A 26168-nucleotide genomic window follows, 5' to 3' on the forward strand; every position below is an offset into this window, starting at 1 on the left:
CGCTCGGGTTCTAGAGAAGGCCGACCTGATTGAACTTCGACTCGATGATCTCGCTGTCGAAGGGCTTCATGATGTATTCGTCGGCGCCCGCCGTGATCGCTTCCTGGATATGCTTCAGGTCGTTCTCGGTGGTGCAGAACACCACGACCGGCTGCTTCGAGCCGTCCATGCGCCGGAGACCCTTGAGGAAGTCCATGCCGTTCATCACCGGCATGTTCCAGTCCAGCAGGATCGCGTCGGGCATGGCGCGCTTGCAGATGTCCATCGCGGCCTGGCCGTTCTCGGCCTCCTCGATCTGGAAATTCAGGCTCTCGAGGATCTTCCGCGCGACCATTCGGACGACCTTGGAATCGTCCACGACCAGACAGCGCTTCATGTTCTTCTCCTACACACCCCTGTCGGGCGAAACGGCCCGGTTCCCCCCGGGTTTCAGGTCAGGCCGCTTCCGATTTGGCGAATTGCAGCAGCTGGGACACGTCCAGCACGACCAGCAGCGAGCCGTTGAGCCGGTAGATGCCGTCCGAGAAATCGCGCCAGCGCGGATCCAGCGTCGGCGGGTTGCGCTCGTAGGAGGCCGCATCGAGGCTCAGCACCTCGCCCACCGAATCCACGATCAGGCTGTAGAGCTCGCCATGATGCTCGACCACGATGCTCATCGAAGTCTGGCCCTTGTCGCGCCGGTCGAGACCGAGGCGCAGGCGCAGATCGATCGCCGTCACGATGCGGCCGCGCAGGTTGAGCGAGCCGGCCACCTCGCGCGGCGCCAGCGGGATGCGGGTGATGCGCTGCGGACCCAGCACGTCCTGCACCTTCAGGACCGGGATGCCGAACAGCTGGCCGGCGACGGTGAAGGAGACGAAATCGTGCTGCTCCTCGCCGCTGCTGCGGACGGAGGTTTTCGCGGCGGCGGCGTTGTCGACGGCGGTCATGCGGCACCCTTGAGCTCGGAGAAGGCCTCGGACAGCGTCTGCAGCAGCGCATCGCGGTCGAACTTGGCGACATAGTCGTCAAACCCGACCTTGCGGCCGCGGGCGATGTCCTTGGGCGAGGAGTGGGAGGAGAGAGCGACCAGCGGCGTGTCGCGCCAGCGGTCGTTCTTCTTCAGCGTCTCGGCGAATTCGAAGCCGCTCATGCCGGGCATCTCGATGTCGCTGATGATGACATCGAACTGACCGCCCTGATCGCAGATCTTGAGCGCCTGGTCGGCGCTGGAGGCGGTCTGGACCTCGTAGCCCGCCGAAGAGAGCAGCGGCGCGATCAGGTTGCGGAAGAACGGGCTGTCGTCGACCAGCAGCAGGCGCTTGCTGGTCTCCTCGCCGAACACGGCGTTCTTGTCGCCGAACCAGTCGGCGAACGCCTGGGTCAGGTAATAGCCGGTATCGATGATGTCGGTGGCCTTGCCGGCCACGATGGCGCTGCCGAGGCGGCCCTGGGTCGCCGACGACAGCTCGACCTCGAGCCGGTCCTCGACGATATCCACGATCTCGTCCACCAGGAGGCCCATCGAACGCTGGCGGTCCGAGAACACCAGCACGGGCTGGCGGCCCTCGGCCGGCATCTGGGTGCCTTCCACCATCGCCACCAGCGGCATGAGCTGGCCGCGATACTGCACCACATGGCGGTCGTTCGAGCGCTCGATCGTCTTGCGGTCGATCTCCTCGAGACGGGCCACGAGGGCCAGCGGCACGGCCTTCGGCGCGGCATTGCCGGCGCGGAACAGGATCAGCGGCACCTTCTCGCCGCTGCGGCCGTCGCGCACCTGCTGCTGCTCCGCGGTCTCGCCGTGGGTGGCGTTGATCTGGCCCGACGCCGAGGCGATGCCGTTCGGGTCGAGGATCATGATCACGCTGCCGTCGCCGAGGATGGTGTTGCCGGAGAACATCGAGATGTCGCGCAGGATCGGCGCCACCGGCTTCACCACGATTTCCTCGGTGTCGAACACGCGATCGACCATGATGCCGAAGGAGTAGGTGCCGACCTGGGCCACCACGATGAAGCTGCCCTGGCCGGGCTGCTCGTCGTTGCTGTCGAGCTTGAGCAGCTTGCGCAGCGACACCAGCGGCAGCAGGCGGTTGCGCAGGCGCAGGACCGGCGTGTCCTTGATCTGCTCGACCGTCGTGTCGGAGTTCGCGGCGGCGCGGACCAGCTCGACCACGCTGATCTGCGGGATCGCGAAGCGCTCGCCGGCGCACTCGACGATGAGGGCGGAGACGATCGCGAGCGTCAGCGGGATCTTGATGACGAAGGTGGTGCCCGCGCCTTCCGTCGAGCGCATCTCGATGGTGCCGCCGATCTTCTCGATATTGGTGCGGACCACGTCCATGCCGACGCCGCGACCGGAGACGCTGGTCACCTTGGCGGCGGTGGAGAAGCCGGCCTTGAAGATGAACTGCTGGATCTGCTGCAGGCTCATCTCGGCCAGCTCGGACTCGGAGGCGAGACCGTTCTGGAGGGCCTTGGCCTTGATCTTCTCCGTCGACAGGCCTTTGCCGTCGTCGGCGATCTCGATGATGATGTGGCCGCCCTCGTGATAGGCGTTGAGGGTGATCTTGCCGGTCTCGGGCTTGCCGATGCGCCGGCGCTCGTCCGGCGTCTCGAGCCCGTGATCCGCCGAGTTGCGCACCATGTGCGTCAGCGGATCCTTGATCATCTCGAGCACCTGGCGATCGAGCTCGGTCTCGGCGCCCAGCATCACCAGGTCGATCTTCTTGTGGCATTCCAGCGAAAGATCGCGCACCAGGCGCGGCAGCTTCGACCAGGCGTTGCCGATCGGCTGCATGCGGGTCTTCATCACGCCTTCCTGGAGCTCGGAAGTGACGTGATTGAGGCGCTGCAGCGGGGCGGCGAAGGGGCTGTCCTTCTGCGTGCGCAGGATCTGGAGCACCTGGTTGCGGGTCAGCACCAGCTCGCTGACCATGGTCATCAGGTTCTCGAGCAGATCGACATTGACGCGGATCGACTGCTGCGCGACGGCGGATTCCTTCTTCTCGTCGCCGTCGCCGTCGGCCTTGGCCGCGGCCGGCTTGGCCGGGGTCTTCGCCTTGGGCGCGGGCGCCGGCGCGGCTTCGGCCTCGACCAGCTCGTCGCGCAGGCCCGCCAGGATCGTCAGGATCTCGGCGCGAGCGGCGGCAGGGACCTCGAGCGTCGTCAGCGAGGCCTCGACATGGCCGAAGGCCGCGTCGCAGAGGCTGTCGGTCAGGCCGCGCTCGAAGAGGACGCGCTTGGCCTCGGGCAGGCCCGGACCCTTGTAGCTGTCGGGACCGCCGAACTTGTTCGAGAAGAACTCGCGCAGACTGCCCTGCAGCACATCGAGGTTGCAGCCCTCGAAAAACACCTTGAGGCGCTCGTCGGCGGCAACCCGGCCCACGAACACCTCGACCACGGAATCGATCACCGACATGCCGCCGACGCGGTCATAGAGCGAGCCGGTCTTGGCCGCCTGCGGTTCGGGCTGCGGCTGGGGCTTGGGCTCGGGCTTCTTCTTCGCCTCGGCCTTGGCCGGCTTCGCGGCGGGCTTGGCCGCCGCGACGCCATCGGCCAGCGCATTGAGCCGCTGGATGAGATCGCTGTCATCGCCTTCGGGCTCGGCCCCGGCCTCTTCGAGGGCGGCCGTCAGCGAGCGCACGCGATCGAGACATTCGAGAATGAGCGACACCGCCTCGGGCGTCACCTCGAGCTCGCCATCGCGCACCTTGCCCAGCACGTTCTCGCCGGCATGGGCGACGCGCTCGAGCCGCGGCAAGCCGATGAAGCCGCAGGTGCCCTTGATGGTGTGAACCAGGCGGAAAATATTGCCCAGGAGCTCGGGGTCGTTCGGGTTCTGCTCGAGCTTGACCAGCTCGACATCGAGAACGGCGAGGCTCTCGGCGGTTTCGGTCAGAAATTCGCGCAGCAAATCGTCCATGAGAAAGCGCCCTTCAGATGGCCCCGAATAATTCGAGGTCGACAAGTCTGGCGCTGCCGAGGCCTTCGCCCGCGAAGAGCCCGCCGCCAGCCATCGGCAACGGTCCCAGAAACTGCTTAAAAACCCATAAAGGCTTGAACTGGCGGCGGGTTCGGGAGACTTGCGAGAAGGCCGGCGCAAATCGCGGACAAAGCAGGAAAAGCCGCCGCTTCGCGGTCTTCGGCCGCGGGGGCGCGGCCGGCGAAGACCTCGAACTCAAACGACGAAGCCCGCGCCGGGCAATCCCGTCCGGGCGCGGGCTTCGGATCCGCTAGGAAGAAAGCCTCAGGCCGCCGCGATCCTGGCTTCGAACAGCACCTCGCCGGGCGCCGACGCCTGCGGCTTCAGGTTCGCACCGAAACGGACCGCCAGCCGTCCGGCGAGATAGGCCTGGACGGTACGCGGCGTCAGGTCGCCCGGCGGCGTCACCGCCGCGAGCGCCGTCGCCTCGTCGTCGCTGAGCTTGGCATCGGTACCGATCGCCCGGACCGAGAAGCGGATGGCGCTTCCCTCGCCCACGGTCTGGGCCTGGATGCGCCCGCCGCGGGGCAGCGCGTCGGCGGCCAGCAGAATCATGTTGAGCAGCAGCTTGCCGGCGCCGGCAGGCAGCGCCAACGTCTCGGGCGTGGTCGACCAGTCGAGCTTCACGCGGCCATCCTGGAACAACCCTTGCGCGGCCGCCTGCGCTTCCTGCGGACGCACGATCTGATTGCCGGCATTGCCGAAGGCGAGACGGAAATATTGCACCAGGGCGGTCGCGCGCGCGGCCGAGCGCCGGGCGAGGCTCACCGCCTCCTCTTCCATCTGAGGGCTTTCGGACAGGAGCTCCAGCCCGTTGGCGACGGCGCTGATCGGTCCCACCAGATCATGACAGAGGCGCGAGGCGAGGAAGTCGGCGACCGTGAATTCGTTGACCGAAACGGGTTGCGTCGTCATGGGGTCGCTCGCTCGCGGTTGGCTCTGGATGGATTGCGCCAGCATGTCGTCTTCCTTGCCCTGTCCGTTGTTCTTTCGCGCTTTGGCTCTCGTCCGAATTTCCTATACGATCCAGGGTCGTAGGGCCCCAGCCGAAAGGCGGCAACCGATGACGATGGCCGACAACCTGACGCCCGGAGCCTGGGTGCGCCATCCGGAGCATCCGGATTGGGGCCTGGGCCAGATCCAATCGGTCGTCGGCAATCGGATCACCGTCAATTTCGAACATGCCGGCAAGCTGCTGATCAATTCGGCCATTGTCAGCCTCGCCCCGGCAGGGCTCGACTCAGACGGACCCGAACGCGCTCGCTTCGACAGATAGCGCCGCCAATCCTTACCGAGACATTAACCCAACTGTGAAATCCCTGAATCAGGTTTGGGCCGCGCCGTCCTGCCCGACTTCCCGGCGCGGACCGCCGGGCGGACGGGGCGGCGGCGGACCGGCGAAGGAGCAAGGCCGGCGACGCTGCTCCCAGGGGCCAAGACAAACTTGGGCCGAATCGGCTCGACCCGGTACCTTGCCGGGGATATCGGCCGGTCTTCGTGACCTGGATCTGCGCAGGGAGGCGCTCGAATGTCGACCGGTTCGCTCAAGGTGATGATCGGCACGCCCTGCTATGGCGGCATCGTCACCAACGGCTTCGTCCATTCCCTGCTGGATACCCAGCGCGCCTGCGACAAGCGCGGCATCGCCCTCGAGCTGATGCTGCTCTCGGGCGAGAGCCTGATCACGCGCGGCCGGAATACCATCGTCGGCTACATGCTCGGCAACCCCGACTTCACCCACCTGTTCTTCATCGACGCCGATACCGGCTGGCGACCGGAGCAGGTGCTGCGCATGCTGGATTTCGACCGCGACGTGGTTTGCGGCGTCTGCCCGGCCAAGGTCATGGACTGGGAGCGGATCCGCGCCAACGCGGCGCGCGGGGTGGAGGATCTCGAGGCCTCGTCCCTCATCTACATCCTGCGCGGCAGCAAGCCCGGCGTCGCTGCCGAGCAGATCAGGAGCGTGCAAGGCTTCGCCCGCACGGACTATGCCGGCACCGGCTTCATGCTGATCAAGCGCCAGGTGCTGGAGCGGCTGCGCGATGCTCATCCGGAGCTCGAATGCGGCATGTCCGGCGGCATGGGCTCGGTCACCCTCAGCAAGCCCCGCTCGACCTACGCGCTGTTCGACTGCGAGATCGACCCCGAGACCAAGATCTATTACGGCGAGGATTACGGCTTCTGCCGGCGCTGGCGGGCGCTCGGCGGCGAGATCTGGGTGGATCTGACCAGCCGCCTCGACCATATCGGCAGCCTCACCTTCCACGGCGACTTCAAGACCCAGATCGAAACCGCCCGCCCGAAACCGTGACGACGGCGTTCAGCCAGCAGGACGACAGCGCATGGCCCCCCAACGCATCAACATCCTCGTCGGCACCCCCTGCTATGGCGGGAACCTGACCTCGGCCTTCCTTCTCTCGCTCCTGGACCTGCAGAAGAGCTGCGACCGCCGCGGTATCGGCATCGAGCTGATGACGCTCGCCGGCGAGAGCCTGATCCCGCGCGGCCGCAACACCATCGTCGCCAGCTTCCTCGACCGCCCGGAATTCACCCACCTCTTCTTTCTCGACGCCGATATCGGCTTCGCCTCCGCCCAGGTCTTCCGGATGCTCGATTTCGACCGCGACGTGGTCTGCGGGGTCTACCCCCTGAAGTCCATCGACTGGGAGCGCGTCCGCGCGACCGCCGCACGAAATCCGGCCAATCTCGAAACGGCCGCCCTGCGCTATGCCCTGTCCGGCCGGGACCCCACCGCCGCGACGACCCGGATGCAGGGCGTGAACGGCTTCGCCAGGTCCGACTATGGCGCCTCCGGCTTCATGCTGATCCGGCGCGCGGTTCTCGAGCGCATGCGCGACGCCTATCCCGACCTCAAATACGCGCATTCGCATTTCGTCAGCCCCGGCCAGAAGCCGACCGGCAATCTCTATGCCTTCTTCGATTGCGAGATCGATCCCGAGACGCGGGTCTATCTCAGCGAGGACTATCTCTTCTGCCGGCGCTGGACGGCCACCGGCGGCGAGATCTGGGTCGATCTCACCAGCAAGCTCGATCATGTCGGAACCCATGCGTTCCGCGGCAACTTCGTGACCCAGCTCAACAGCAGCACCAGTGGCGGGCTTGCAACACCGCCGCAAAATCCCCGGCCGGAATGACGCGCGACCGATTGAAGCGCCGTCGGGATCGTGGGTTTTCCGTGCTTTCGCAGGCCCCTGCCGCCGCCGCACCACAGATTGGCCACAGCGCCTTTTACCGGTTCCGCCACGTTTCCGGCCAAGCTTGCCGCGTGCATTGGCATTCGATCTTCCCATCCCCAATCCATTCATGAGCACGATGAATTCAAACCGTCTTCTGATCCTCGATCCCGATTCCGGCAGCGGCGATACCGTCGCCACCGCGGCTGCGGCGGCCGGTTACGAGACGGCCAGCGCCCGCTCGGTCGGCCAGTTCCTGCAATATCTGCAGCTCTGGCAGCCTGCCTTCGTGATGCTGGATATCGGCCCGCAGACCGACGAGAGCATGGCGCTCCTGCGCCATCTCTGGGAGGTGCGCAGCCCCGCCCTGGTCGTGCTGATGGGACGGGTCGCCGATCAGAGCCGGCTTCATATCCTGCAGCATATCGGCGCCAGCCACGGGCTGACGATGGCCGGCCTCATGTTCAAGCCGCTCCATCAGAGCGAGCTCGACCGCACGCTGGCGGGCCTGCGCGACGACCGGCACTGGCTGACGGAGGCCGCCGTGATGCAGGCGCTCGACCAGGACGAGTTCCTGCTCGAGTATCAGCCGCTGACCGACGTCCGCTCCGGCCATATCCGGAGCCTCGAATCCCTGATCCGCTGGCGCCACCCGCAGCGCGGCAGGATCGGCCCCGACCAGTTCATCCCCTTCGTCGAAGCGAACCGCGTCATCGGTCCGGTCACGCAGTGGGTGGCCGAGACCGCGATCGCGCAGCTCGGCGCCTGGAGCGAGATGGGGCTGGAGCTGAATATCGCCATCAACGCCTCGGCGCGCAATCTCAGCGACGACAGTCTTGCCGAGACGATCCTCGCGGCCTGCGAACGTGCCGGCATCCCGCCCGAGCGCGTCACGCTGGAGATCACCGAGACCGCCGCGATGGAGCGCTTCGAGGATGCCGTCGCCACCCTGTCGCGCCTGCGGGCGAGCGGCATGCATCTCGCCATCGACGATTTCGGCACCGGCTATTCGTCGCTGGCCCAGCTCCGCCGGCTGCCCTTCTCGCAGATCAAGATCGACCGCTCGCTGGTGACGAACTGCCAGCAGTCCCACAGCGCGCTCCAGATCATCAGCACGGTGGTGGATCTGGCGCGCAGCCTCGGCCTGCGCTGCATCGCCGAGGGGGTCGAGACCAAGGAGGATTTCGACGCCGTCGGCAATCTCGGCTGCGACGTGGCGCAGGGCTACCTGATCAGCCGTCCCTTGCCGGCCGATCAGCTGCCGCCCTGGCTCGCCGACTGGCCCGTCATTCCCGGCCCGCGGCGCAGCGTGGAGCTGCTGCAGAACATCGCCCGGACGGCGCAAGCCTGAGGCCGGCGCTTCCGCGCCCGCCCGCCGTCAGGGCTGCAGCATCAGCCGCCGGTTCTCCACAGCGCAATGCGCGCCGCCCTGCCCGCTATCCTCCGGCTCGTGCGTCCAGATCGTCGGCAGGAACAAGGGACGGTTCTTCACGATGCCCGTCGTCGCGACCAGCCGCGCCTGCTTGCCGTTCAGGGACTGCGAATAGACGATGCCCACCCCCGACAGGAAGGCCCACTGATCCTCCCAATGGAGGCGCATGACCTGGACCGGCCGGTCCTGCTCGTCCGTGGCCGACCAGCGCTCCACGGCCGGCAGGTCGGCGGGCTTGCCTGCCCCCGGATAGACCTTGCCGTCGAGCCCGATCCCGAATTGCAGGAAATCGAGAGCCGGCGGGGCATCGCTGTCGTCGGCGGCCGCGCTCTGGACCGCTGTCCAGATCTCGACATGCGGGGCCTGTACCCAGGATTTGCCCTTCGCGGCCTCAAGCGCCGCCACCGCCGTCGGATCGTAGAGCTGCAGCAGAAGCTCGTTATAGCCCTGGGCGATGACCCGGATCTCGGCGGCGTCCGCGGTGCTGTCGGCGGGTTTCCCGAACACCAGGAAACCGCGGCTCCCGTCGGTCGAGAGAGACAGCGCGCAGTTCCCCAAGGCGGTCCCCTGCGCCACCGGATCGGCGGCGCTGCCGAGAGGTGCCGGCACGACATAGGCCGCCACGCTGTCGGCCGTCGGCTGCGCGACGAACGCCTCGTCGAGCGAAGCCGGCCAGTCCGGACACCCCATCTCGCCCTCCTCGTCCGTCGAGGCGCCGGCATCGCCGCTCGAGGCCGCTGCGCTTCGCCAGGCCAGGGAACGGGCCTGCAGCCGGTGCAGGTCGAGATCGAGCAGCGTGCCGGAATCCGGCGTCAGGGTGTTGTAGGAACAGTCGCGCTCGTGCAATTCCCGGAAGGGCGACAGGCTATAGGTGAGGCTCGCATCCCAGCGCCAGGCGGAGCCGCCGCTTTGAACATGGATCAAACGGTTGTTCCCGACCGTGACCTCGTCCTCGCCGACCCCGGCCGCGCCATAGCCGTCGTTGCAGAGCGCCATCAGCCGCGTCGGCGCATCGCCCGCGCGGATCAGCCAATATTCGACACCGCCATCCTTCGCTTCGGAATCGGGATCGGAGCTGCAGCCTTCCTCCGGCGCCTCCGCCGGCTTGTCGGCGAGGCCCAGATGCAGCTCGACCACGGCGAGCGCCCGGCCGCCCTCGTCCGTTCCCGCATCGGTCGTCTTCGCGATCCGGCAGCTCGCCCGCGTGCCGCAGAGGGCCGCCTTCTGCTCGTCGGTCGGCGTCATGGCCGCGGCAGCGGCACCGGCCAGCAGCGAGGCCAGCAGGATGCCGCCAACCAGGGCCGGCCGCAGGCCGCGGTCGTGAAGCCTTGCGAGGAAGGACATGGGTCGCTCGTACGGGGCGGATGAAAGGGGGGCTTGCGGAACGCTCAGCGGGCCAGTGACGCCAGCTTCTCGGCCTCGGCCAGATCCTCGGGCCGGTTGGCGTTGAAGAAGGGATCGACAGGCTCCGCCGAAAACGCGACCGGCGCAAGCCGGTAACGGGCGGTCCAGAGATCGACCTTGCGGACCTGCTCCTCGATCAGGGCACGGCGAAGCTCGGCGCGCAAGGCGACGGGCCAGAGGCCGATCACGGGATGCGCCCGGCCGGCGCTGGTGGCGCAGGCCATGTCCGCCTCGCCCCGCTCGCAGGGTGCCAGCAGCCGCGCCACCAGGTCGTGCGGCAGGAACGGCGCATCGGTCGGCACGCTCGCGACCCAGGGACAATCGGGCGCGTTCGCCGCCGCCCAGTCCAGCCCCGCCAGCACACCCGCCAGCGGGCCGGCGAAGCCTTCGACGCTGTCGGCGACCACGGGCAGGCCGAAGGACGCGAAGCGCGCCGGGTCGCCGTTGGCATTGAGGCAGAGGCGGCGCACCTGAGGACCGATACGCTCGATCACATGGGCGAGCACCGGCCGGCCGGCCAGCAGGCGCAGGCCCTTGTCGCCGCCGCCCATCCGCCGCGACAAGCCGCCCGCCAGGAGCAGGCCGATGACGGGAGGCGAATCAGGCATGAAACGCCGTCATCCGCTTCGACAGCACACCGGTCACGAACAGCGCGTTGCACATGACCGCAGTATGAGGACAGGGCCGGTCGCGGACAAGTCGAGCCCACCGCTTCAGGGAACGTCTCCATATTGCCATCGACCAAGAGGCTTCCTATCGTCGGAACGCCCCCAAGGTTCAAGACGCAAGGTCACGAACGATGCTGCCCATCGCCGATCGTTGGTTCGAGATCAAGCGCGTCAGCGACGACATCACGCTGCTCACCGAGCCCCATGTCGTGCCGCTGATGCGATGCAATATCTGGCATGTCCGCGGGCGCGACCGCGATCTGATCATCGATACCGGCATGGGGATCGTCAGCCTGCGCGAGGCGGCGCGCCACCTGCTCGAGAAAGACGTGACCGCGGTCGCGACCCATACCCACACCGATCATGTCGGCAACCATCACGAGTTCGAGCGGACCCTGGTCCACGAGCTCGAGGCCGAGGAGCTGCGGCATCCTTCCGACCGCGGCACGCTGCTGGCCTTGGTGATGGGCGCGGAGGCGATCCGCAGCCTGGCCATGGCCGGCTATCCCTTCGACGGCGACCTGGTCACGGCCTTGCCCCATGCCGGCTACGATCTCGCGGCCTATTCGCTCAAGGATGCGCCCGTCACCACGATCGTGCGCGAGGGCGACGTCGTCGATATCGGCAACCGCCATTTCGAGATCCTGCATCTGCCCGGACATTCTCCCGGCAGCATCGGGCTCTGGGAAGCGAAGACCGGGACGCTCTTCTCCGGCGATGCGATCTATGACGGGCCGCTGCTGGACGAGATCGACGGCGCCCATATCCCCACCTATATCCGCACCATGAAACGGCTGCGGGAGCTGCCGGTCGAGATCGTCCATGCGGGCCACGACCCGAGCTTCGGCCGAGCGCGGCTCGTCGAGCTGGCGGATGCCTATCTGGCCAAGCGGGCCTAGCTTCACGCGAACCCTTCGGACGACCCCCGGAGACCGCCTGCCGGCGGCGGCCTTCAGTCCTGCGGCGGCATGAAGGCCAGGTCGGTGTCGTCCGGCTTGGCGCCGGCCGCGGTCAGCATGGCGTGGACCTGGCCGCGATGATGGGTCTGGTGATTGAAGAAATGCGCCACCGCGACCCAGCGCGGCTTGACGATGTCGCGCTTCATCGCAGCCGAGAACCAGGCGAGATCGCCCTTCAGCCATTCCTGATCGAGCCCGTCCGCCCAGGCGACGATGCGCCCATCCCAGAGGGCACGCTCGCGCCTGAGGGCCTCCCAGTCCTCATGCATCGCCGTCGAGCCGGAAATGCCGAGATCGGGTTTGGGCGCGTCGGAAAAGCGGCTCATCCACATCCTGTCCGCCCAGAGCAGATGATTGAGCGTCGCATGGATGGATTTGAAGAACGCACCGCGATCCTGGCGACGCTGGCTGTCCTCGAGCCCATCGGCGGCACCAAAGAGGCTTTCGTTCTGCCAGCGGTTATAACGGGCCAGCAGCTGCGCGAAGGCCGGGTCGATCATGGTCGTCTCTGCTGTTCGGAATCGGGGCCGCCGCCAGGATGGGGGCCTCGAAGCCGATGTCAATCCTGGTCGAAACCGTCGACATGACGCGAATCCGCGTCACGCCGGGGCCGGCGGCTTGACGGAGGTTCCGCCCCCCGGCATGTTCCGAGGCCAATCGGCCCCGGAATGCAGCCGGATCCATGGCGGGTGGGCCTCGTTCTTCGTCCCGGGGGAGGAATTCCATGAAGCGTTCGCGTTGGGGCCTGATGGCCGGCGCGGCGGCGTTGGCCGCCATCCTGCTCGCCGCCGCTCAAGGACGGTCCGCCGACACGGTCACGATCGCGGTGACGGCCATCGTCGAGCATCCGGCGCTGGACGCGGTGCGAGACGGCGTGCGGGACGAGCTCGAGGCCGAGGGCTACGCCCAGGGCAAGAACCTGACCTTCGTCTATGAAAGCGCGCAGGGCAATCCGGCCACCGCCGCGCAGATCGCCCGCAAGTTCGTGGGCGACGGCCCCGACGTGATCGTCCCGATCTCCACCCCCTCGGCCCAGGCCGTGGTCGCCGCGACCCAGGACATCCCGGTGGTCTTCACCGCCGTGACCGATCCGCTCGACGCGAAGCTCGTCACGAATCTGGAAAAGCCGGGCGGCAACGTCACCGGCGTCCGGGACACGGCACCCATCGCCAAGCAGCTGGCGCTGATCCGCGAGATCCTGCCCAACGCCAAGGTCATCGGCATGCCCTACAACCCGGGCGAAGCCAACGGCGTGGCCCTGCTCAACATGGTGAAGAAGGAAGCGCCCGCGCTGGGCTTCTCGGTCGTCGAGGCGGCGGCGCCCAAATCCTCCGACGTGATGGCGGCCGCCCAGAGCCTGGTCGGCAAGGCCGATGTGATCTATGTCTCCACCGACAACCAGATCGTGAGCGCCTTCGCCTCGGTCGTGAAGGTGGGGGTGGACAACAAGCTCCCGGTCTTCGCCGGCGACACCGATTCCGTTCCGCGCGGCGCCATCGCGGCGATCGGCTTCGACTATTACGATGTCGGCCGCCAGACCGGGAAGATCGTGGTGCGGGTGCTGAAGGGCGAGAAGCCGGGCGACATCGCCGTGCAGGACGTCGGCACGCTCCAGCTCTTCGTCAATCCGGGCGCCGCCAAGGCGATGGGCGTGACGATCCCGGATGCGGTGATGCAGCGCGCCAAGAAGGTCGTGCAGTAGCGCTTGAGGCTTTCCGGGCCGCGCGGGCGAACGGCGCCCGCGGCCCGGCTTTCCGATTCCAGACGAAGATCGGTTTCGCGATGAGCCATGTCGCCCTCCTCGGCGCGATCGAGATCGGCCTCCTGTTCGGTCTGGTCGGGATCGGCGTGTTCCTGTCCTTCCGGGTGCTGAACTTCCCGGATCTGACGGTCGATGGCAGCTTCCCGCTGGGCGCCGCGGTGGCCGGCACGATCATCGTGGCCGGCGGCAATGCCTATCTGGCGACCGCGCTCGCCATTCTCGCCGGTGCGCTGGCGGGGCTGGTCACCGCGGCCCTCAATCTGCGGTTCCGCATCCTGCATCTGCTGGCCTCCATCCTCACCATGATCGCGCTCTATTCGATCAATCTGCGCATCATGGGAAAGCCCAACCTGGCGATCCTCAACGAGGCCACGGTGCTCACCCCGTTCCAGGGGCTGGGCCTGAGCAATCTCTATCTCCGGCCGCTCTATGCCGGCGTCGTGACGCTGATCGTGGCCTTCCTCCTGATCCGCTTCCTCGCCTCCGATATGGGCCTCGCCATGCGCGCGACCGGCGCCAATCCGCGCATGGCGCGCGCGCAGGGCATCGATACGAGCCGGATGACCTATCTCGGCATGGCCCTCAGCAACGGGCTGGTGGCGCTGGCGGGCGCGCTCTTCGCTCAGATGAACGGTTTCGCCGATGTGGCGCTGGGCACCGGGACGATCGTGGTGGGGCTCGCCGCGGTCATCATCGGCGAAGCCATCCTCGGCATGCGCAGCATCCGGCTCTGGGTGCTGGGCTGCGTGCTCGGCTCCGTCATCTATCGTATCGCCGTCGCGGCCGCGCTCAACAGCTCGGCCCTGGGCCTCAACGCCTCCGACCTCAATCTGGTGACGGCGGTGCTGGTGGCGGTGGCGCTGACCCTGCCGGGCGCGAAGAATCCGATCCGCGCGCTGCTGGCGAGGAAGGGCAGCGCCGGAAAGAGCCCGTCATGATCGAGCTCAAGGATCTTGCCGTCACCTTCAGCCGCGGCACGCCGATGGAGACGCGGGCGCTCCAGGGCGTCGACCTCTCGATCCCGGCGGGCCAGTTCGTCACCGTCATCGGCTCGAACGGCGCCGGCAAGTCGACCCTGCTGAATGCGCTGACCGGCGACGTGCAGCCGGAGCGCGGCTCGGTGACGGTCGGCGGGACCGACGTGACCGGCTGGTCCGCCCCGGCTCGCGCCGGCCTCATCGCCCGCGTGTTCCAGGACCCGATGGCCGGAAGCTGCGAAGCCCTCAGCATCGAGGAGAACATGGCGCTCGCCGCCGCGCGCGGCCGGCGGCGCGGCCTGGGTCTGGCGCTCCGTCGCGCCTCGCGCGAGCAGTTTCGCGACAAGCTGAAGCAGCTCGGTCTCGGGCTCGAGGCCCGGCTCGCCGACCGGATGGGCCTGCTGTCGGGCGGCCAGCGCCAGGCCGTCTCCCTGCTGATGGCCACGTTGCAGCCCATGAAGATCCTGCTGCTGGACGAGCATACGGCGGCGCTCGATCCGAAGACGGCGCAGTTCGTGCTGGAGCTGACCGACGCGATCGTCGCGGCGCAGCGGCTGACCACGCTCATGGTCACCCATTCCATGCGCCAGGCGCTCGATCACGGCAGCCGCACCATCATGCTGCATGAGGGCCGCATCGCCTTCGACGTCGCCGGCAAGGCCCGCGAGGGACTGGACGTGCCCGACCTGCTGGCGCTCTTCTCGCGCGGCCAGGGCAGCGCGCTGGCCGACGATTCGCTGCTGCTGGGCTAGATCTTCGGGGGAGCCTCGCCGATGAAACGCGACGACTACACGGCGGCCAACCGAGAGGCCTGGAACGAGGCGGCGCCGATCCATGAGCGCCGCACCTTCGAGCGGCTGCTGGAAGGGTTCCGCCAGCCCGGCTATTCCTGCCTCGAGCCGATCGAGACCGAGACGCTGCTCGGGATCGGCGTCGCCGGCAAGGCGGTCACCCAGATCTGCTGCAACAACGGCCGCGAGCTCCTGAGCGTGAAGACCATGGGCGCGGGGCGCTGCGTCGGGTTCGACATCTCCGAGGAATTCATCGCGCAAGGCCGCCAGCTCGCGGAGGCCGGCGGGATCGAGGCCGAGTTCCTGGCGACGGATGTCTATCGCATCCCGGCCGCCTACGACGCTCAATTCGATCTGGCCCTCATCACCATCGGCGCGCTCGGCTGGATGCCGGATCTGAAGGGATTCTTCGCGATCGTGGCGCGGCTGCTCAAGCCCAAGGGGCAGCTCTTCATCCATGAGCAGCACCCGATCATGGGCATGTTCGAGCCGGGCGATCCCGAGCCGCAGCCCCAGCTGCGCCACTCCTATTTCAAGGCCGATCCCTTCCGTGACGAGACCGGCCTCGATTACTGGGGCAAGGAAACCTATAAGGCGAAGCCGACCTACTGGTTCCAGCACAAGCTCTCGGACGTGATCACGGGTTGCCTCGAGAACGGCCTCGCCCTCGAGCTCTTCACCGAGCATGAGCAGGACCTGGGCGGCATCTTCGACAATGTGACGGCGCAGCCGATCCTGCCGCCCCTCTCCTATCGGCTGATCACCCGCAAGGCGCCCTGAGGCGGGAACGGCCGCGCAGAGCCGCGACGTCCCTACCAATACTGGAAGCTGCGGCCGAAGCGCTCGCATTGCCGCTCGATCGCGGCGATCTCCGAGGGATCGAGCTGCGCCCTGTGGCTACCGACGCGCGGGCTGTTCACCCCTTCCTGCCAGCCTGGAGACCAGAAGGCCCCCACAAATTGATCGCTCCTCTGGCGTTGCCAGGTTTGCGGCGCGAGATCGGCCGGCCGGCCATCAATCGCCAAGCCTGAAAACCGGCGCAACCCGTCGATCGCAGTCGGATCGCCTTGGGCGATCCGCTCGTAGAGCACGACATGAAGCCGGCCTTGAAGCAGGGCCACGTTGCTGTAGCTGTCGGCGTAGTAGCCCAGCACCATATCCGAGAGACGTTCCATGTTGCGCCCCATCTCGACCAGAGGCGTGGAAAGGCCGGCGGCGCGTTGACGATCTGCGACCTGAAGCATGGACGCGATGATGTCGCGGGGATCGCGCACCACCAGCACGAACCGCGCTTGCGGCAACAGCTTCGCTGCGATCGAAAAGTGATAGGCAAGCTCCGGATTCTTGAGGACGAGCTGCCTGGCTTCCGGATATCGAGCCGACACCGCAGCAAGGAATCGCTGCAGGGTCTCGCGGCCAAAGGCCTCGAACGCCGTTTCCGATTCGAAATAGTCCGACAGGAACAGCTCGAACCGCTTCTCGCCCTGCCTGTGGGCAGCCAGTAAATCGGTCAGGTACTGGCATTCCGCGATGGCGGGGTTCACGCCGGGGGCCGCACAGAGAATGCGCTGCACCAGGGTCGTCCCGCTTCTCATGCAGCCGCCCACGAACAGCACAGCTCTCTCAGCCATTCGAGCCTTCCCGCGCTTTGGAAGCTTTGGATGCCGCCGAGGCCCGATCACGAGATCTTGAGGGGCCCCGCGGCGGCGGCAAACTGCCACGGAACCGATGACAAGGTCCAGGAATCCCCTGGCCCGATCAATGTTTCCCGGCACTGGCGCCGTGGCCTCGGCGCCGCCCTATTTTGCAGCCTTTCCAAGCACTAATCCCTACCTGATTCAGGGGCGAAATCCGGCTGGGAAGCGCCTATATTGGGCGATGGAGAGAGCGCTCACGATGATCGACCCGTTCGGCCGACATATCCGTTACCTGCGCGTATCGGTCACCGACCGCTGCGACTTCCGCTGCGTCTATTGCATGGCGGAGGACATGGAGTTCCTGCCCAAGCGCGAGGTGCTGACGCTGGAGGAGCTCGACCGGCTCTGCAGCGCCTTCGTGCGGCTCGGCGTCAAGAAGCTGCGGCTGACCGGCGGCGAGCCCCTGGTCCGGCGCGGCATCATGCAGCTCTTCCGTGCGCTGTCCCGCCATCTCGCGAGCGGCGCGCTCGAGGAGCTGACCGTCACCACCAACGGCAGCCAGCTCTCGCGCTACGCGGCCGAGCTGGCGGATCTCGGCGTACGCCGGGTCAATGTCTCGATCGACACGCTGGACGAGCGCAAGTTCGCGGAGATCACGCGGCGCGGCAGCCTGCCCGTCGTGCTGCAGGGGCTCGAGGCCGCCAAGCGCGCGGGCCTGCAGGTCAAGATCAACGCGGTGGCGCTCAAGGGCGTCAATGACGGCGAATTCGACCGGCTGATCGGCTGGTGCGGCGCCGAGGGTTTCGACCTGACCCTGATCGAGGTCATGCCGATGGGCGATATCGGCGGCGAGAACCGGCTCGACCAGTATCTGCCGCTCTCGCTGGTGCGCGCCGACCTGGCGCAGCGCTGGACGCTCGACGACATCGACTACCGGACCGGCGGGCCGGCGCGCTATGTCCGCGTCAAGGAGACGAGCGGGCGGCTCGGCTTCATCACGCCCTTGACCCATAATTTCTGCGAGAGCTGCAACCGGGTCCGGGTGACCTGCACCGGCATGCTCTATATGTGCCTCGGCCAGGAGGACAGCGCCGATCTCCGGGCGCCCTTGCGGGCGCAGTCGGGCGACGACGCGCTGCTGGAGGCCGCGATCCGCGAGGCGATCGCGCGCAAGCCCAAGGGGCACGATTTCATCATCGACCGCCGGCATAGCGGCCCCGCCGTGCCGCGCCATATGAGCGTCACCGGCGGCTGATCGGGATCCGCCGCCGGCAACGCTCTGGTCGGCGATCTCCCGTTATCGGATCTCGATCTGGTGCGCGAACTGCGCGCCGTCGCTGATCGTCACCTGCTCGAATCCGAGGAGCTTCATCAGGTCGAGGAAGGTCGACAGGTCGGCCAGGGTATATTGCTGGAAGAAGGGCGTCAGCCGCGCGATGGCGGTGAGGTTGGCCAGCAGCGCGCGCGACCGGTAGATCGTGTTGAAGCGGCCGTCCTGGAGCGCCACGATGATCAGCTTCTCGGCATTGTCGCCTTTCGCGAACACGGCGTAGCCCGGATCGTAGCGCTGCTCCAGGAGCTGCTTGGTGAGCGCCGTCACGAAGCCGATGCGGCGGCTGCGGTCGCTTTCCGGCAGGGTCTGGACGCGCGCGTTGTAGATCTCGCTGCTCTCGGGCGTCGGGTAATAGTACTCCGCATGCCGGTCGTCGGTGGTCGTCGTATCGTCGGCCCGGCCGGACAAAGACCCGAGCGAGATGAGGGCCATAACCAGCCCGGTCAGCAGCAAGAGAGGCCTGGCGGGCCGGACCGGTGCCGCAGGTGCCATGCGAGGCGATGTCATTCGAAGCTCCCCTTCGGGGCGATCTTGCGGTTCATCCGACAGATTTCCACGCCCGAGGGCCGCACTTTGCCGCGCAGGCCCGGTGGCTGGCAAGCGCCGGTCTTGCCGGTATAGTGAGGCGCCGCCGCAACCCTCGAGGAACGGCCTTGTCAGACCGCGCCGCCGCCGCCCGCACCGCCGCTCAGGACCGCACCGTCGCCTTCGTCGCCGCCGACACGACCGAAGCGCGCAGCGCCTATCAGCGCCTGACCCGCCTCTACGGGGCCAGCGATCCGGAACGGGCCGGCGTGATCGTGGCGCTGGGGGGCGACGGTTTCATGCTGGAGACGCTGCACCGCTATCTCGACCGCGAGGTGCCGATCTACGGCATGAATTGCGGCACCATCGGCTTCCTGATGAACCAGTATGGCGAGGACGGGCTGCCCGAGCGCATCGCCAGGAGCCAGCCGGTCACGCTGCGGCCGTTGCAGATGAAGGCGCGCTCGCGCGACGGCCGGATCACCGAGGCGATCGCGATCAACGAGGTCTCGCTGCTGCGCGAGACGCGCCAGACCGCCAAGCTCGCGATCCGCGTCGACGGCAAGGTGCGGCTGCGCGAGCTGATCTGCGACGGCGTGCTGCTTTCGACGCCGGCCGGCAGCACCGCCTACAATCTCTCGGCCCACGGGCCGATCCTGCCCTTGGGCTCGAACCTGCTGGCGCTCACGCCCATCAGCGCGTTCCGCCCGCGCCGCTGGCGCGGCGCCCTGCTGCCGGAAACGGTGGAAACAGTGTTCGACATCTGCGAGCCCGAGAAGCGCCCCGTCAGCGCCGTCGCCGATTCGACCGAGGTTCGCGACGTGATCGAGGTCAGCGTGCGGGTCGACCAGACGCACCGGCTGACCCTGCTCTTCGATCCCGAGCACAATCTCGAGGAACGGATCCTCAGCGAGCAGTTCGTGATCTGACGAGAGCGGAGGGGCCGGCCTATTCCGCCGCTTCCGCCTCGCTGGCGGTGAAATCGACGATGCGTGCGACCAGCCGGTCGAGGTCGGCGCGCAGCCGGTCGAAGCCCGCATGGAGCGTCACGCTCATCTCGTCGAGATAAAGGCGGCGGTTGATCTCCATCTGCAGCGAATGGCGCCCTTGCGCCGGCAGGCCATGGCGGGTCACCAGCTCGGCGCCGCGGAAGGGCGCGTTGATCGCGACGCTGTAGCCCATCGCGCGCAGTTCCTCCGCCACCAGGTCGCGGAAGGCGGGATCGCAGCTCTCGCCGTCGAGATCGCCCAGCACGAAATCCTCGCGGATCGGCGCCGGCGCGCCGTTGCGGCCGCGTCCCATCGCCTTCATCGAGTGGCAGTTGAGATGCCAGACCTGCCCGAAGCGGGCATGCGTCGCGTCGAGCATCGCCTGCAGTTGCTCATGATAGGGCCGGTGATAGCGCTCGATCCGCGACAGGATCTCGGCCGACGGGAGAAGCCGGTCATAGACCGCGAGCCGCGGCCCGATGAGGCGGCGCACCACCCCCAGGCCTTTCTCGGCCCGCTCCGAGGGCCTGATCTCGCCCGGCCAGGGATCGGCCAGCAGCAGCGGATCGATCTCGGTCTCATGCCGGTTGGGGTCGACATAGCTGCGCGGGAAGAGCGCCGCGAGGAACCCGGCCCCCCGCCGCGCCGCCCCCTCGAACAGCCGATCCACATAGGCATCCTCGGTCCGGCGCAGCGCCTCGAACGGCGCGGCATAGCCGAAATCCTCGGGATAGACCCTCCCGCTGTGGGGGGAATCCAGCACCAGCGGTGCCGCGCCCGAGAGCGGCTCCCGGCTCGTCCAGAGATCGTCCAAGCTGCGCTCGCGCATCGGCCGACTATAGCCCAATCCCGGAAAATGCCCGGGAAATGCGTCTTTGCCCGATCCTCGGTCGGGGGGCCATCCTTGGCTTGGGCCGCCCCCCTGCCCTATGATGGGGGTTTCCCCGGCCGTTACGGAACCGCATCTTGTCGCCCACTTCGCGCAGCCTGGACATGATCCGCAAGCTTGTGGCCTTCGACACCACGAGCCGCAATTCCAATCTCCAGATCATCGACTTCATCCGCGACTACCTGGCGTCCCACGGCGTCACCTCGCAGATGGTGTTCGACGAAAGCGGCAAGAAGGCCAATCTCTACGCCACGCTGGGGCCGACCGACCGGCCCGGCATCGCGCTCTCGGGCCATACCGACGTGGTCCCGATCGACGGCCAGGAATGGAGCAGCGACCCCTGGACCGTCGCCGAGCGCGACGGCCGGCTCTATGGCCGGGGCACCAGCGACATGAAGAGCTTCCTGGCGATCACGCTCGCCATGGTGCCGGAGTTCCTGGCGCGGCCGCTGCAGCAGCCGATCCATCTGATCTTCTCCTATGACGAGGAAGTCGGCTGCGTCGGCGTGCGCCGGCTGATCGCGCTCCTCAAGGATTTCCCGGTCAAGCCGTCGGCCGTCATCATCGGCGAGCCGACCGACATGAAGGTGATCGTCGCGCACAAGGGCAAGAAGAGCGTGCGCGCCCGGGTGCGCGGCCTCGAGGCCCACTCCTCGCTGGCACCCAAGGGCGTCAATGCGATCGAATATGCGGCCGAGATGATCGCCTTCCTCAAGCGCATGGGCCAGCGCTGCGCCAAGGACGGGCCGTTCGACGAGGCCTATGACGTGGCCCACACGACCGTGCATACCGGCGTGATCCATGGCGGCACGGCGCTCAACATCGTGCCCAAGGACTGTTACTTCGATTTCGAGTTCCGCTATATCGGCGGTGTCGATCCCGAGGCGATGTTCGGCGAGCTCCAGGCCTTCGTCGATCGGGAGCTGCTGCCCGCCATGCATGCCGTCTCCCCCGACACCGGCATCAGCTTCGAGGAGATCTCCGCCTTCCCCGGGCTCGACATGCCGGAGGAAGCCGATCTCGTGGTGCTCGCCAAGAAGCTCGCCGGCGCCAACATGGTGCGCAAGGTGGCCTTCGGTACCGAAGCCGGGCTGTTCCAGCAGGCCGGATGGCCGACCATCATCTGCGGGCCCGGCAGCATCGCCCAGGCCCACAAGCCCGACGAGTGGGTCAGCCTCGACCAACTGGCCCAGTGCGAGCGCTTCATGCACCGGCTGCTGGATCGGGCCTGCGAGAAGACCGCCGCCTGAGCCGCTGCCACCGGCCATCGCCCCCGGCCGGCACGCCGGCGGAGTCGCGCATACCGTGGAAATTGCGATCCCGGCCGCTTCCTGATTTCCCCCGGTCGGCAAGCGCTCTAGCATGGGGCCATGCGGCCCGCTGCCGCCCTCGCTGTCTTGGCACTGGCCGGCTTCGCCGTCACGGAACCCGGACCGATCCCCGGGGCCCGCGCCGCGGACGGAGCCGCGGCGGAGACTGTCGTTCTCGCGCCCGCCGTCACCTCGCCGCCGCTGCGCCAGTCGCAGGATCTCGATCTGACGCAAACCTGGAACCACGCGCAGGTCTATCTGCGCTACGAGGACAGCGATCTCAATCTGCGCGTCATCAGCGGGGCGATGGATCAACCCTATATCCGCCATTACCTCGCCCTCCATGCCGCCGATCCGTTGCCGGTCGTGATCCATCTCCATGGCTGCGCGCGCTCGGACGATCTCGCCGACATCCGCAACCAGGGCAGCACGCTCGCGGAGTTCGGCTATATCGTGATCGCACCGGACAGCTTCGCCCGCCACGACCGGCCGTCCGGCTGCGACGCCAAGGCCCAGATGCGCGATTTCGACGCCCCCTTGGCGCAGATCCAGCAATGGCGGATGGAGGAACTGGCCTATGCGCTGCGCCAGGTGCTGGAAGCGCCCTGGGCCGACAAGGCGCATATCTTCGCGGGCGGTTTCGACGAGGGCGGCGACGCGGTGCTGGCCTTCGCCGATCCGGCGCTGTCCGGACGCTTCGCGATCGGAGCCCCTTGCCGCTTCGCGCCGCAGCGGGCCGACAAGATACCCACCCTCGTCATCATGTCAAAACGCGATCTCTGGTTCGACTCCAATCACGAAACGGATGCGCGGGATCGTTGCCGTCAGAAGCTGCGCGGGTCGACCAATGTCGGTCTGTTCGAGGCCGACGGCGTTCTGCATGATGCCTTGATCTACGAAGAGTCCCGCATCTCGCTCTGGAATTTCCTGGTCCGCGCCAGCTTTCTCTGACGGCCCCGCGAAAGGACCGCCGGCGAGGCAACCGCCGATCCGGTTCGGCGAGCATGAACGGGCCGTCATCTGCGCTGGCTTCACCGGGAGTTCAGGGCTCGGACATCACAAAGCCCGCATTTTTCTCCTATCGATTGTCGTCGACGGGCGACAGGATTGCGCCCTCATTCAAGGGAACCTGCCCATGACGAGTATCGACGAACCGGTCGCCGAGGACGGGCCCAGCCGCCGCGACCTGCTGCGATGGACGGCCGGCGCCGCGGTTGCGGGACCTCTGACGGCCTCGCTGCCGATGGCGGCCCTGGCCGAGAATTCGATTCCGGAACCCACGCCGAAATCCCCCAAGAGCAACAGCGGGAGACAGAACATGAGCTACGTCACCACCAAGGACGGCACGCAGATCTATTACAAGGACTGGGGCAAGGGTCAGCCGGTCGTCTTCAGCCACGGCTGGCCGCTCAGCGCCGATGCGTTCGAGGACCAGATGTTCTTCCTGGCCTCGCATGGCTATCGTTGCATCGCCCATGACCGCCGCGGCCATGGCCGGTCGAGCCAGCCCTGGGAAGGCAACGACCTCAACACCTATGCCGACGATCTGGCGACGCTGGTCGATCATCTCGACCTGAAGAATGCCATCCATGTCGGCCATTCCACCGGCGGCGGCGAGGTCGCCCGCTATATCGGAAGACACGGCACGAAGCGCGTGGCCAAGGCCGTGCTGATCGGTGCCATCCCGCCGCTCATGCTCAAGACACCCGCCAATCCCGGCGGCCTGCCGATCGAGGTCTTCGACGGGCTTCGCGCCAGCGTCCAGGCCGACCGCTCCCAGTTCTGGAAGGATCTCAGCATGCCCTTCTACGGCTATAACCGGCCGGGTGCCAAGGTGTCGGAGGGCGTGCGCGAATCCTTCTGGCTCCAGGGCATGATGGCGGGCTTCCCCGCTTCTTATTTCTGCATCAAGGCCTTCTCCGAGACCGACCTGACGGAAGATCTCAAGAAAATCGACAAGCCGACCCTCATCCTGCATGGCGACGACGACCAGATCGTCCCGATCGCCGATTCCGCCCTGCTTTCCGCGAAGATCGTGAAGAACGCGGAACTGAAGGTCTACAAGGGCGCGCCGCATGGGATGTGCACGACCCTGAAGGACCAGGTCAACGCGGATCTGCTCGCCTTCTGCAAAGCCTGATATCGCCGGGCTTGAAATCGCCAGGCTTGAAATCGATCGGGCGGCGGTGCCAGATTCGGCAACGCCGCCCGATCCCCATTTCTCCCGCCGACAGCGACAAAGGAGCCCCGTCATGGGCCAGAAGATCGACATCGCCGCCGCCGATGGCGCCGGCAAGATGAGCGCCTATCTCGCCACCCCCTCCGGCCAGCCCAAGGCCGGCATCGTCGTCATCCAGGAGATATTCGGCATCAACCCGGGCATCCGGGCCATGGCCGACGCTTGGGCGAAACAAGGCTACCTGGCGGCAGCGCCCGACCTGTTCTGGCGCCTGAAGCCGGGCGTGGAGCTCGACGCCGACGTGCCGGCGCAGTTCCAGCAGGGCATCGACTACATGCAGAAGCTCGATCAGAACAAGAGCATCGACGACATCAAGGCGACCATCGCGGCGTTGCGCGCGAAGGGCTGCAAGAAGGTCGGCGCCGTCGGCTATTGCCTGGGCGGCCGCCTCGCCTTCCTCACCGCCGCCCGCAGCGACAGCGACGCCACGGTCTCCTATTACGGCGTCGGCCTCGACGGCCTGCTCGGCGAGAAGGGCGGCGTCAAGAAGCCGCTGCTCATGCATATCGCCAAGCAGGACAAGTTCGTGCCGCCCGAGGCCCAGGCGAAGGTGCATGGGGCGCTGAACAACAATCCGCTGGTGACGATCTACGATTACGACGCCGACCACGCCTTTGCGCGCCACAGCGGCAGCGCGCGCGTGCCCAAGCTCGCCGAACAGGCGGATGGGCGCACGGCGGCGTTCTTCGCCAAGAATCTGGCGTAAGCGGCGTCCGGTCGAAGCAGCGGCGCGGCGGGCCTCGCTCCGCATCCGCGGAGCTTGGCTCGTGCCGCCCTTCAATATTCGCTGTCGATATCGGCCGGCAGCGCCGCCTGCTCGCCGTCGGCCCCAGGCTGCTGCTTGTGCTCGAGGAGATGCCGGTTGGCCTCGCGGACAGCCGCCGCCTCATCGTCATAGAGGAACGGCAGGGTCGCGTAGCGCAGGCCGCGCGTCACGGGCAGGGCCTCGTGCAGCAGCGAGCAGGAAAACACGACGGCACCCCCGGTGGGCGCCTTGTAGCGCCGCTGGCCGAATTCGGGGAAGCGCAGCTCGCCACCGTCATAGTCTTCGGCATTGAGGTTGATCGTGACGGCGAAGCGGCGATGCGCGGTGCCGGCGGTCGTGTTGTCGCGATGGGCCCTGAAGAACCCCGCATCCTCGCCGCTGTAGCAGGCGACGATGTAGCGCTCGATCCGGGTGACCTTGAACTGGAAGGCCTTCTTGATCTCGGGCGCGAGGCGGTCATGGATGCGATGCACCACCGCGTTGCGCAAGGCCGGATCCTGGATCGTCACGTCGCTGCGCCGCTTGAAGTTGGGATCGAGCTTGCCGACGGTCTTCCCGTTCTCGGTGCGCATGAAGCCGGACACGGCCGGCTGACCGTTCTCATAGACGCCGATCAGCGTCCGGCAGAGGTCCGGCTCCAACACCCGCGGCACCAGCAGGACCGGCGCCCAGAGCTCCACGCCGGCCTGCGCGTGATCGGCCGGCGAGGGCAGCGCCTTGACGGCGGCGATGAAGGCCTCCGGCCGTTCGATGCCGCCGCGCGCATAGACGCGCAGCATGGGATCGAGGATCAGCCAATGCGGACGATAGCCGTGATCCCCGTTCTCGTTGCGCCGGCCCAGCGCGCCATAAAGCGCCGACACATGGCCATCGCCGTCGAGGAAAACCCGCGATTTGGGAAAGGCCGCCGTAACCAGCGGATCGGCCTGGTCCTCCGCCACCAGGGTCACGGCGAACCGCACGCAGAGCTCGTCATTGTCGGCCAGTCGCGCGGCCGCCATCTGCTCCAGGAAGGCGCGGCATAAAGGGACCTCGGCCTTGCCGAGAAAGACCAGCGCCACGAAACGCCCGCCCAGGCTCGCCATGGCGAAGCGCGCATTGAACGTCGTCTGCGCCTCGAACCAGGGAGCGGGTTCGCCCAGCCCGATCAGTCTGTCGCGCGGTGTCACCATTGACTGTCATCTCCCTGTCGAAGCTTGGGAATAGCGTCCCCGCGCTCCCTCGGCAAGCCTTGCGTCCTGGTCTCGCAGGGTTTGAATTTTACCAGTAAAATTAGCGACTTAATCTATCGGTGGCCGGTCCGGGCACCGACATCATTAGGGCCGCAGC

General features: G+C 67.1%; 26 protein-coding genes. 15 read left to right on the forward strand and 11 right to left on the reverse strand.

Annotation, left to right across the window (positions count from 1 at the left end; genetic code table 11):
• Nucleotides 1–10: 10 nt before the first annotated feature.
• The 4 genes from FRZ61_RS17540 to FRZ61_RS17560 all read right to left on the reverse strand — a co-directional run bounded on the left by FRZ61_RS17540 (nucleotide 11) and on the right by FRZ61_RS17560 (nucleotide 4879).
• Complete coding sequence (locus FRZ61_RS17540) at nucleotides 11–376, reverse strand: response regulator (RefSeq protein ID WP_151118950.1); 366 nt, start codon at nucleotides 374–376, stop codon at nucleotides 11–13.
• Nucleotides 377–434: 58 nt separating this feature from the next.
• Nucleotides 435–929 carry a chemotaxis protein CheW gene (locus FRZ61_RS17545; RefSeq protein ID WP_151118951.1) on the reverse strand — a complete coding sequence of 165 codons (495 nt, stop codon included), beginning with the start codon at nucleotides 927–929 and terminating at the stop codon, nucleotides 435–437.
• A complete protein-coding gene (locus tag FRZ61_RS17550; protein WP_225308868.1) occupies nucleotides 926–3904 on the reverse strand; it encodes a hybrid sensor histidine kinase/response regulator in 2979 nt (992 codons plus the stop codon). The genes FRZ61_RS17545 and FRZ61_RS17550 overlap by 4 nt, the downstream gene beginning before the upstream one ends.
• Before the next feature lie 324 nt (nucleotides 3905–4228).
• Nucleotides 4229–4879, reverse strand: coding sequence for a histidine phosphotransferase family protein (locus tag FRZ61_RS17560; protein WP_191909084.1), 651 nt, complete (start codon nucleotides 4877–4879; stop codon nucleotides 4229–4231).
• Nucleotides 4880–5033: 154 nt separating this feature from the next.
• Here FRZ61_RS17560 and FRZ61_RS17565 point away from each other — a divergent pair, with 154 nt between their 5' ends.
• From FRZ61_RS17565 to FRZ61_RS17580, 4 genes are all read left to right on the forward strand, one after another.
• The gene (locus FRZ61_RS17565) at nucleotides 5034–5240 is read left to right on the forward strand and encodes a DUF3553 domain-containing protein (protein WP_151120876.1); all 207 of its coding nucleotides are present in this window, start codon (nucleotides 5034–5036) and stop codon (nucleotides 5238–5240) included.
• A gap of 252 nt (nucleotides 5241–5492) precedes the next feature.
• The gene (locus FRZ61_RS17570) at nucleotides 5493–6275 is read left to right on the forward strand and encodes a glycosyltransferase family 2 protein (RefSeq protein ID WP_151118953.1); all 783 of its coding nucleotides are present in this window, start codon (nucleotides 5493–5495) and stop codon (nucleotides 6273–6275) included.
• 31 nt (nucleotides 6276–6306) lie between these two features.
• Nucleotides 6307–7119 carry a hypothetical protein gene (locus FRZ61_RS17575; protein ID WP_151118954.1) on the forward strand — a complete coding sequence of 271 codons (813 nt, stop codon included), beginning with the start codon at nucleotides 6307–6309 and terminating at the stop codon, nucleotides 7117–7119.
• A 178-nt stretch (nucleotides 7120–7297) separates the two neighbouring features.
• A complete protein-coding gene (locus FRZ61_RS17580) occupies nucleotides 7298–8509 on the forward strand; it encodes a putative bifunctional diguanylate cyclase/phosphodiesterase (protein WP_191909085.1) in 1212 nt (403 codons plus the stop codon).
• A 27-nt stretch (nucleotides 8510–8536) separates the two neighbouring features.
• Here the strand turns inward: FRZ61_RS17580 and FRZ61_RS17585 are convergent, their stop codons facing one another.
• Both FRZ61_RS17585 and mobA read right to left on the reverse strand, forming a co-directional pair.
• Nucleotides 8537–9934 carry a hypothetical protein gene (locus tag FRZ61_RS17585; protein ID WP_151118956.1) on the reverse strand — a complete coding sequence of 466 codons (1398 nt, stop codon included), beginning with the start codon at nucleotides 9932–9934 and terminating at the stop codon, nucleotides 8537–8539.
• 44 nt (nucleotides 9935–9978) lie between these two features.
• Nucleotides 9979–10602: a molybdenum cofactor guanylyltransferase MobA gene (mobA, locus tag FRZ61_RS17590; protein ID WP_151118957.1), complete on the reverse strand. Its 624-nt coding sequence runs from the start codon at nucleotides 10600–10602 to the stop codon at nucleotides 9979–9981.
• A 191-nt stretch (nucleotides 10603–10793) separates the two neighbouring features.
• Here mobA and FRZ61_RS17595 point away from each other — a divergent pair, with 191 nt between their 5' ends.
• Nucleotides 10794–11561 (forward strand): MBL fold metallo-hydrolase, encoded by a 768-nt coding sequence (locus tag FRZ61_RS17595; RefSeq protein WP_151118958.1) that lies wholly within the window; start codon nucleotides 10794–10796, stop codon nucleotides 11559–11561.
• Between the two features lie 53 nt (nucleotides 11562–11614).
• Here the strand turns inward: FRZ61_RS17595 and FRZ61_RS17600 are convergent, their stop codons facing one another.
• Entirely contained in the window at nucleotides 11615–12121 is a 507-nt protein-coding gene (locus FRZ61_RS17600; protein ID WP_151118959.1) for a DinB family protein, read from the reverse strand.
• A gap of 224 nt (nucleotides 12122–12345) precedes the next feature.
• On the opposite strand from FRZ61_RS17600, the gene FRZ61_RS17605 reads away from it, so the two are divergent.
• The 4 genes from FRZ61_RS17605 (at nucleotide 12346) to FRZ61_RS17620 (ending at nucleotide 15931) form a co-directional block, all read left to right on the forward strand.
• Nucleotides 12346–13323 (forward strand): ABC transporter substrate-binding protein, encoded by a 978-nt coding sequence (locus tag FRZ61_RS17605; RefSeq protein ID WP_225308869.1) that lies wholly within the window; start codon nucleotides 12346–12348, stop codon nucleotides 13321–13323.
• An 80-nt stretch (nucleotides 13324–13403) separates the two neighbouring features.
• Complete coding sequence (locus FRZ61_RS17610) at nucleotides 13404–14321, forward strand: ABC transporter permease (protein ID WP_151118960.1); 918 nt, start codon at nucleotides 13404–13406, stop codon at nucleotides 14319–14321.
• Nucleotides 14318–15112 carry an ABC transporter ATP-binding protein gene (locus FRZ61_RS17615; protein ID WP_151118961.1) on the forward strand — a complete coding sequence of 265 codons (795 nt, stop codon included), beginning with the start codon at nucleotides 14318–14320 and terminating at the stop codon, nucleotides 15110–15112. Before FRZ61_RS17610 ends, FRZ61_RS17615 begins: the two co-directional genes overlap by 4 nt.
• Before the next feature lie 21 nt (nucleotides 15113–15133).
• Nucleotides 15134–15931 (forward strand): class I SAM-dependent methyltransferase, encoded by a 798-nt coding sequence (locus FRZ61_RS17620; protein WP_151118962.1) that lies wholly within the window; start codon nucleotides 15134–15136, stop codon nucleotides 15929–15931.
• A 32-nt stretch (nucleotides 15932–15963) separates the two neighbouring features.
• On the opposite strand, the gene FRZ61_RS17625 is transcribed toward FRZ61_RS17620, so the two are convergent.
• Nucleotides 15964–16782 carry a sulfotransferase family protein gene (locus FRZ61_RS17625; protein ID WP_151118963.1) on the reverse strand — a complete coding sequence of 273 codons (819 nt, stop codon included), beginning with the start codon at nucleotides 16780–16782 and terminating at the stop codon, nucleotides 15964–15966.
• A gap of 265 nt (nucleotides 16783–17047) precedes the next feature.
• Between FRZ61_RS17625 and moaA the strand changes: the two genes are divergently transcribed.
• Nucleotides 17048–18043 carry a GTP 3',8-cyclase MoaA gene (gene moaA, locus FRZ61_RS17630; protein ID WP_151118964.1) on the forward strand — a complete coding sequence of 332 codons (996 nt, stop codon included), beginning with the start codon at nucleotides 17048–17050 and terminating at the stop codon, nucleotides 18041–18043.
• A 42-nt stretch (nucleotides 18044–18085) separates the two neighbouring features.
• On the opposite strand, the gene FRZ61_RS17635 is transcribed toward moaA, so the two are convergent.
• A complete protein-coding gene (locus FRZ61_RS17635) occupies nucleotides 18086–18628 on the reverse strand; it encodes a molybdopterin-guanine dinucleotide biosynthesis protein A (RefSeq protein WP_225308870.1) in 543 nt (180 codons plus the stop codon).
• Between the two features lie 146 nt (nucleotides 18629–18774).
• On the opposite strand from FRZ61_RS17635, the gene FRZ61_RS17640 reads away from it, so the two are divergent.
• Nucleotides 18775–19575: an NAD kinase gene (locus tag FRZ61_RS17640; RefSeq protein WP_225308871.1), complete on the forward strand. Its 801-nt coding sequence runs from the start codon at nucleotides 18775–18777 to the stop codon at nucleotides 19573–19575.
• 19 nt (nucleotides 19576–19594) lie between these two features.
• Here FRZ61_RS17640 and FRZ61_RS17645 read toward each other — a convergent pair whose 3' ends face one another.
• Nucleotides 19595–20464, reverse strand: a complete 870-nt coding sequence (locus tag FRZ61_RS17645) for an N-formylglutamate amidohydrolase (protein ID WP_151118966.1) — start codon at nucleotides 20462–20464, stop codon at nucleotides 19595–19597.
• Between the two features lie 164 nt (nucleotides 20465–20628).
• On the opposite strand from FRZ61_RS17645, the gene argE reads away from it, so the two are divergent.
• The 4 genes from argE to FRZ61_RS17665 all read left to right on the forward strand — a co-directional run bounded on the left by argE (nucleotide 20629) and on the right by FRZ61_RS17665 (nucleotide 24779).
• The gene (argE, locus tag FRZ61_RS17650; protein ID WP_151118967.1) at nucleotides 20629–21774 is read left to right on the forward strand and encodes an acetylornithine deacetylase; all 1146 of its coding nucleotides are present in this window, start codon (nucleotides 20629–20631) and stop codon (nucleotides 21772–21774) included.
• A gap of 120 nt (nucleotides 21775–21894) precedes the next feature.
• Nucleotides 21895–22785 carry a dienelactone hydrolase family protein gene (locus tag FRZ61_RS17655; RefSeq protein WP_151118968.1) on the forward strand — a complete coding sequence of 297 codons (891 nt, stop codon included), beginning with the start codon at nucleotides 21895–21897 and terminating at the stop codon, nucleotides 22783–22785.
• A gap of 184 nt (nucleotides 22786–22969) precedes the next feature.
• Nucleotides 22970–23974: an alpha/beta fold hydrolase gene (locus FRZ61_RS17660; protein WP_456077633.1), complete on the forward strand. Its 1005-nt coding sequence runs from the start codon at nucleotides 22970–22972 to the stop codon at nucleotides 23972–23974.
• Nucleotides 23975–24086: 112 nt separating this feature from the next.
• Complete coding sequence (locus FRZ61_RS17665) at nucleotides 24087–24779, forward strand: dienelactone hydrolase family protein (RefSeq protein WP_151118969.1); 693 nt, start codon at nucleotides 24087–24089, stop codon at nucleotides 24777–24779.
• Between the two features lie 71 nt (nucleotides 24780–24850).
• Here the strand turns inward: FRZ61_RS17665 and FRZ61_RS17670 are convergent, their stop codons facing one another.
• Nucleotides 24851–26011 carry a 2OG-Fe(II) oxygenase gene (locus tag FRZ61_RS17670; protein WP_151118970.1) on the reverse strand — a complete coding sequence of 387 codons (1161 nt, stop codon included), beginning with the start codon at nucleotides 26009–26011 and terminating at the stop codon, nucleotides 24851–24853.
• Between the last annotated feature and the right edge of the window lie 157 nt (nucleotides 26012–26168).

Source organism: Hypericibacter adhaerens (genome assembly GCF_008728835.1).
In the GTDB taxonomy this organism is placed as follows: Bacteria; Pseudomonadota; Alphaproteobacteria; order Dongiales; family Dongiaceae; genus Hypericibacter; species Hypericibacter adhaerens.